The 5,093-nt window shown below is 64.3% G+C and carries 6 protein-coding genes; 4 read left to right on the top strand and 2 right to left on the bottom strand.

Features of this window, described 5'->3' with window-relative positions:
• Positions 1-387: 387 nt before the first annotated feature.
• Together gloA and WA904_RS04195 are read right to left on the bottom strand one after the other, a co-directional pair.
• The gene (gloA, locus tag WA904_RS04200) at positions 388-798 is read right to left on the bottom strand and encodes a lactoylglutathione lyase (protein WP_425195870.1); all 411 of its coding nucleotides are present in this window, start codon (positions 796-798) and stop codon (positions 388-390) included.
• 79 nt (positions 799-877) lie between these two features.
• Entirely contained in the window at positions 878-1,432 is a 555-nt protein-coding gene (locus WA904_RS04195) for a PaaI family thioesterase (RefSeq protein WP_425195869.1), read from the bottom strand.
• Positions 1,433-1,481: 49 nt separating this feature from the next.
• Between WA904_RS04195 and WA904_RS04190 the strand changes: the two genes are divergently transcribed.
• From WA904_RS04190 to WA904_RS04175, 4 genes are all read left to right on the top strand, one after another.
• Positions 1,482-1,958 carry a MarR family winged helix-turn-helix transcriptional regulator gene (locus tag WA904_RS04190; RefSeq protein ID WP_425195868.1) on the top strand — a complete coding sequence of 159 codons (477 nt, stop codon included), beginning with the start codon at positions 1,482-1,484 and terminating at the stop codon, positions 1,956-1,958.
• Positions 1,951-3,201 (top strand): MFS transporter, encoded by a 1,251-nt coding sequence (locus WA904_RS04185; protein WP_425195867.1) that lies wholly within the window; start codon positions 1,951-1,953, stop codon positions 3,199-3,201. Before WA904_RS04190 ends, WA904_RS04185 begins: the two co-directional genes overlap by 8 nt.
• A gap of 25 nt (positions 3,202-3,226) precedes the next feature.
• Positions 3,227-3,691, top strand: coding sequence for a MaoC family dehydratase (locus WA904_RS04180; RefSeq protein WP_425195866.1), 465 nt, complete (start codon positions 3,227-3,229; stop codon positions 3,689-3,691).
• Positions 3,692-3,853: 162 nt separating this feature from the next.
• Positions 3,854-5,093: MATE family efflux transporter (locus WA904_RS04175; RefSeq protein ID WP_425195865.1), on the top strand; the 1,240-nt coding region annotated here is incomplete at its 3' end.

Below are 5,093 nucleotides of genomic sequence, written 5' to 3'. Positions count from 1 at the left end.
CTGTTCGATGTGTTCTTTGCTCATCATCGCTGCCTGACCATTGACCTCAGGCAGCCGGATAACTTCTAATGAAAACCGTCAACCATGTCTCCGCACACCTGTCCACCATGTGTCCGGTCTATACAGCGTCGCCAAAAAAAGAAAGTAAGCAAAGAAAAAGGCGACCCTACTGTCTGCGTCCCTGCGCTTCGCTACGGGCAACCTGCGTTGCTCGGTCCAGCCGGGGCCGGGCTCGAACTCGCTACGCTCAGACAATCGCCCGTCCTGATCCGTCTGGCCCTCCGCTCCTCGGCACATACAGAAGGGTGGTGTGGGAACGGATGCGGATTCGGGGAGATATGACGCGCTGCGCGCATCATATCGGTCTCAGTGGCCGTCATCCCGGAGTCAACGCAGGCCAGCGCCCCCAGCATCTTCCTTGCGCTCAATCAACTCAATCTTGTAGCCGTCCGGGTCGGTGACAAACGCAATGACGGTTGTGCCGCCCTTGACCGGTCCGGCCTCGCGCGTCACATTGCCGCCAGCCGCCTTGATCTTTTCGCAGGCCGCGTAGGCATCGGGCACACCGAGTGCGATGTGGCCGAAGGCTGTGCCCATGTCGTAACTTTCGGTGCCCCAGTTGTAAGTCAGCTCAATCTCGGCATGCTCCGGGTTGTTGCCGTAGCCGACAAACGCGAGGCTGTACTTGTACTCGGGGTTTTCCGAAGTGCGCAGCAGTTTCATGCCCAGAACCTGGGTGTAAAAATCTATGGCGCGTTGCAGGTTGCCGACGCGCAGCATGGTGTGCAGGAGTCTCATCGTGTTCGCTTCCTTGTCAATGGGATGCCTATTGTCCGGCAATCATAAACAGGGGTTGCGTCGTGTGGCCATTGTTGGCTCAGGCTGCCCTGGCCGGCGGCACTTCAAACACCAGGCAGGTGGTGGTAGCGTGCGCGTACAGTTTGCCGTCGGGCCCGACAATGCGCGCTTCGGCGGTCGCCAGCTGCCGGCCGCAATGGATGACGGTGCCGATGGCGCGCAATGGTCCGGTGGTGTGCGAGGCGGCGCGAACAATGTTCACGCCGAGTTCAGCCGTGGTGTAGGCCCGGCCGGCGGGCATCATGGTGTGTACCGCACACCCGAGCGCCGAGTCCAGCAACGTGGCGTACCAGCCGCCATGCACGGTGCCCAGCGGGTTGTAGTGCTTGAGCTGCGGGGTGCCCTGGAAGACGGCCTTGCCGGGGCTCACTTCCACGAGCGAAAAGTCCAGCGTATCTGCAATGTGCGGAAAGGGCAGTTCGCCGGCCAGCATGGCCTGCATGGTCTCCAGGCCGGTCTTGCCGGCCACCGCCTCGGGGCGTGCCAGGCCCGGCTTGCCACCGCCGGCCAGCATGCGTTCGACGACCGCGTTGCGTTGTTCGTTCCACTGTGCCAATGTTTCCTCAGGGGTCATTGCTTTTCCTTTTGATTGCATATACAACAATTGTAGCTACAATTGGATCATGAATTCTGCCACCGCCCTGCCAACACCCGTTCACCTGCGTCCGCAAGGGTGCACCAACCTCAAGTTGCGCCAGCTGATGCGCCGGGTCGCGCAGCACTATGACGCCGAGGTCGGCAAGAGCGGGCTCAAGGGAACGCAGTATTCGCTGCTGTCCTATGTCGTGAAGTTCGGGCCCCTGCGTCCCGGCGACCTGGCGCGTGAAATGAAGATTGATGCCTCGACGCTGACGCGCAACCTCAAGCCCATGGTCGCCAATGGCTGGCTGGAACTGGCGCCCGGCAGCGATGGCCGCAGCCGGCTGGTCAGCGTCACCGATGCCGGCCGCGACAAACGTACCGAGGCGCAGCGCCGCTGGCGTGTCGCGCAGGAGGGCATCAACCAATTGCTGGGTGTCGAACGTGTGCTGGCCCTGCATGCGCTGATCGATGAATCGCTGGAATGTCTGTCCCCCCTACCTGGAGCCGATGATGAATAAACCGAAGAACACTGCGGCGCCTGCCGCGCAAAAACACACCGTGCTCTGGCTGGTGCTGCTGGCTGCGGCGGGAACCTTTGCCCTGACCATGGGTGTGCGCCAGACCATGGGCCTGTTCCTGTCGGCACTCAACACCTCGACCGCGCTGGGTATAGGCAGCATCAGCCTGGCTTTTGCCTTCGGCCAGCTCTGGTGGGGGCTGACGCAGCCTTTCGCCGGCGCCGTGGCCGACCGCATAGGCACGGGGCGCGTCATTTTTCTGGGGGTGCTCCTGGTTGCCGTGGGCACCATCATCACGCCGCTGATGACCAGCACCGCGGGCCTGATCTTCGCCATCGGCGTGTTGGCCGCAGGCGGTGCGGGCATGGCCGGCCCTTCGGTGCTGATGGCAGCGACCGCGCGCCTGGTGCCGCTGGAAAAACGCGGCTTTGCCAGTGGCATTGTCAATGCGGGCGGCTCCTTCGGCCAGTTTGCAATGGCGCCTATCGCGGTGGGCCTGACCGCCGCCGTTGGCTGGGCCAACGCGATGCAGTGGCTCGGCGTGTTGCTGCTGCTGGCGCTGCCGGCGGTATGGGTGCTCAAGGGCAATTCGAACGCACTGGCCGCACAGGCTGCGGCAGCCTCGGGCAAGAAAGCCCTGAGTGCCCGCGAGGCCATCAGCCAGGCGCTGGCCACGCCGAGTTACCGTTACCTGAGCCTGGGTTTTCTGGTGTGCGGGTTTCACGTTGCCTTTCTGGCCACGCACTTGCCGGGCGTAGTGGCCGCATGCGGCCTGCCTCCTGAAGTGGGTGGCTGGTCGCTCGCCATGATCGGCTTGTTCAACATTGTCGGCAGCCTGGCCATGGGTTGGGCGGTGAGCCGCTGGCGCATGAAGTCGTTGTTGGCAATGCTGTATGCAATGCGCGGCCTGGCGGTGCTGGTGTTCCTGCTGGCACCCAAGACACCCGCAGTGATGCTGATTTTTGCAGCCGTCATGGGTGTGACCTTCCTGTCGACCGTTCCACCGACGGTGGGCCTGGTGGCCAAGATGTTCGGCACGGCCAACATGGCCATGCTGTTCGGCATCGTGATGCTGGCTCACCAGGTGGGTGGTTTCTTCGGCGCCTTCCTTGGCGGTTATGTGTTCCAGGCGACCGGCAGTTATGACTGGGTCTGGTACATCGACATCGTGCTGGCCGCGGGTGCCGCGCTGGTGAACCTGCCGATCCGGGAGGCCCGCCTGGCCCGGCCGGCAGCGGCCTGAACATCAAAGCCAATTGGAAACAGCCATGGCTTCAGACACGCCGCTTCTTTATCTCGAGGATCTCAGCGTGGGCGACCGTTTCGTCAGCGCGGAACACGCCATGGACGAGGCGCAGATCAAGGCCTTCGCCATGCAGTTTGATCCGCAGCCTTTCCATCTTGACGATGCGGCCGCCGGGGACACCCTGTTCGGTGGCCTGGCCGCCAGCGGCTGGCACACCGCCGCCGTTACCATGCGTTTGCTTGTTACCGGTGGGCTGCCGATTGCGGGCGGCATCATCGGTGCGGGTGGAGAGCTCAGCTGGCCGCAGCCGACGCGTCCGGTGGATGTGCTGCATGTCGTGAGCGAGGTCACCAGCGTTCAGCCTTCGCGCTCCAGGCCTGACCGCGGCATGGCAACCGTACGCAGCGAAACCCGCAACCAGCGCGGCGAAGTCCTGCAGGTGTCCACGATGCGGGTGGTGGTGCCTAGTGTCCTGTCCCGTCAATAAAGGCAATATGAAATCGCCCATTCAGCCACCATGCGGCGTTGCTCGTCGTTGCCATAGCTACGGCTATGTCGCCTCCTCGCGCCTTGCCTGGCGACTGACTGGACAATTTCATTTCATCACCTTATTGACGGGACAGGACATTAGCTTTCCCGAGGCGGGCGTATGAGCGCCATCGACCCGCGTACGCGGCTGCTGCTGGAAGCGCCCATCGCTTCCACGTTGCTGCGCCTGGCGGCGCCCAACGTGCTGGTCATGCTGGCGCAAGCCGGTGTCGGGCTGATAGAGACCTATTTCGTCGGCAAGCTGGGCACCGACGCGCTGGCTGGCATGGCCCTGGTGTTTCCGGTGGTGATGCTGATGCAGATGACGTCGGCCGGCGCCATGGGTGGCGGCATTGCCTCGGCCATTGCACGTGCGCTGGGTGCGCGGCGCCGGGACGATGCCGACGCGCTGGTGCTGCATGCCATCGTCATCGCCGCCGTGTTTTCGGTGGTGTTCATGGTCGCTGTGCTGGGCGGCGGCCGCTGGCTGTATGGCCGCATGGGTGGCACCGGCGGAGCGCTGGATGCCGCCATGGTGTATTCCAACTGGGTGTTCGCCGGCGCGGCGCTGATCTGGATCTTCAACACGCTGTCGGCCGTGATCCGCGGTACCGGCAACATGGCGGTGCCGGCCAATGTCACGGTGCTGGGCGCGCTGGTGCTGCTGCCGCTGTCGCCCTTGCTGATCTTCGGCTGGGGCCCGTTGCCCGGGCTGGGCATTGCCGGCGGTGCGATCGCGATGCTGGCCTATTACCTGGTGGGCAGCGTGGTGCTGGCGGCTTACCTGTGGTCGCCGAAAAGCCTGCTGCGGCCTTCGTTCGCACACATCCGCTTCCGCTGGACACTGTTCAAGGACATCCTGCGTGTGGGCCTGGTCGGCACGGTGTCCACGGTGGCCACCAACCTCGCCATAGGCATCACCACCGCGCTGGTCGGCGGCTTCGGCACGGCGGCCATCGCTGGCTACGGCACCGCTTCGCGGCTGGAGTATCTGCTGGTGCCGCTGGTGTTCGGTTTCGGTGCGCCGCTGGTCGCGATGGTGGGCACCTGCATGGGTGCGGGCCAGCGCGAACGCGCGCTGCACGCGACCTGGATAGGCGCGGGCATGGCCTTCGTGATGACCGAAGCCATCGGCCTGTGGGCCGCGGCGTTTCCCAAGGCCTGGCTCTCACTGTTCAACAGCGATCCGGCCATGATCGAAGCCGGCAGCGCCTACCTGCGGGTGGTGGGGCCGGTGTATGGTTTTTTCGGACTTGGCCTGGCGCTGTACTTTGCGTCGCAGGGGGCCGGGCGGCTGCTCTGGCCGGTGCTCGGCAACCTGGCGCGGCTGGCGGTGGCCCTCGCCGGCGGCTGGCTGGCCC

This window comes from Polaromonas sp. (genome assembly GCF_049790275.1).
GTDB lineage: Bacteria > Pseudomonadota > Gammaproteobacteria > Burkholderiales > Burkholderiaceae_C > Polaromonas.
The sequence above is the reverse complement of the archived record's forward strand: the minus strand, read 5'-3'. Positions and strand labels throughout refer to the sequence as shown.

Coding starts and splice junctions, on each gene's coding strand:
- WA904_RS04190 (WP_425195868.1), top strand. CDS start 1,482: ATGAATTCTGCCACCGCCCTGCCAACACCCGTTCACCTGCGTCCGCAA.
- WA904_RS04185 (WP_425195867.1), top strand. CDS start 1,951: ATGAATAAACCGAAGAACACTGCGGCGCCTGCCGCGCAAAAACACACC.
- WA904_RS04195 (WP_425195869.1), bottom strand. CDS start 1,432: ATGACCCCTGAGGAAACATTGGCACAGTGGAACGAACAACGCAACGCG.
- gloA (WP_425195870.1), bottom strand. CDS start 798: ATGAGACTCCTGCACACCATGCTGCGCGTCGGCAACCTGCAACGCGCC.
- WA904_RS04180 (WP_425195866.1), top strand. CDS start 3,227: ATGGCTTCAGACACGCCGCTTCTTTATCTCGAGGATCTCAGCGTGGGC.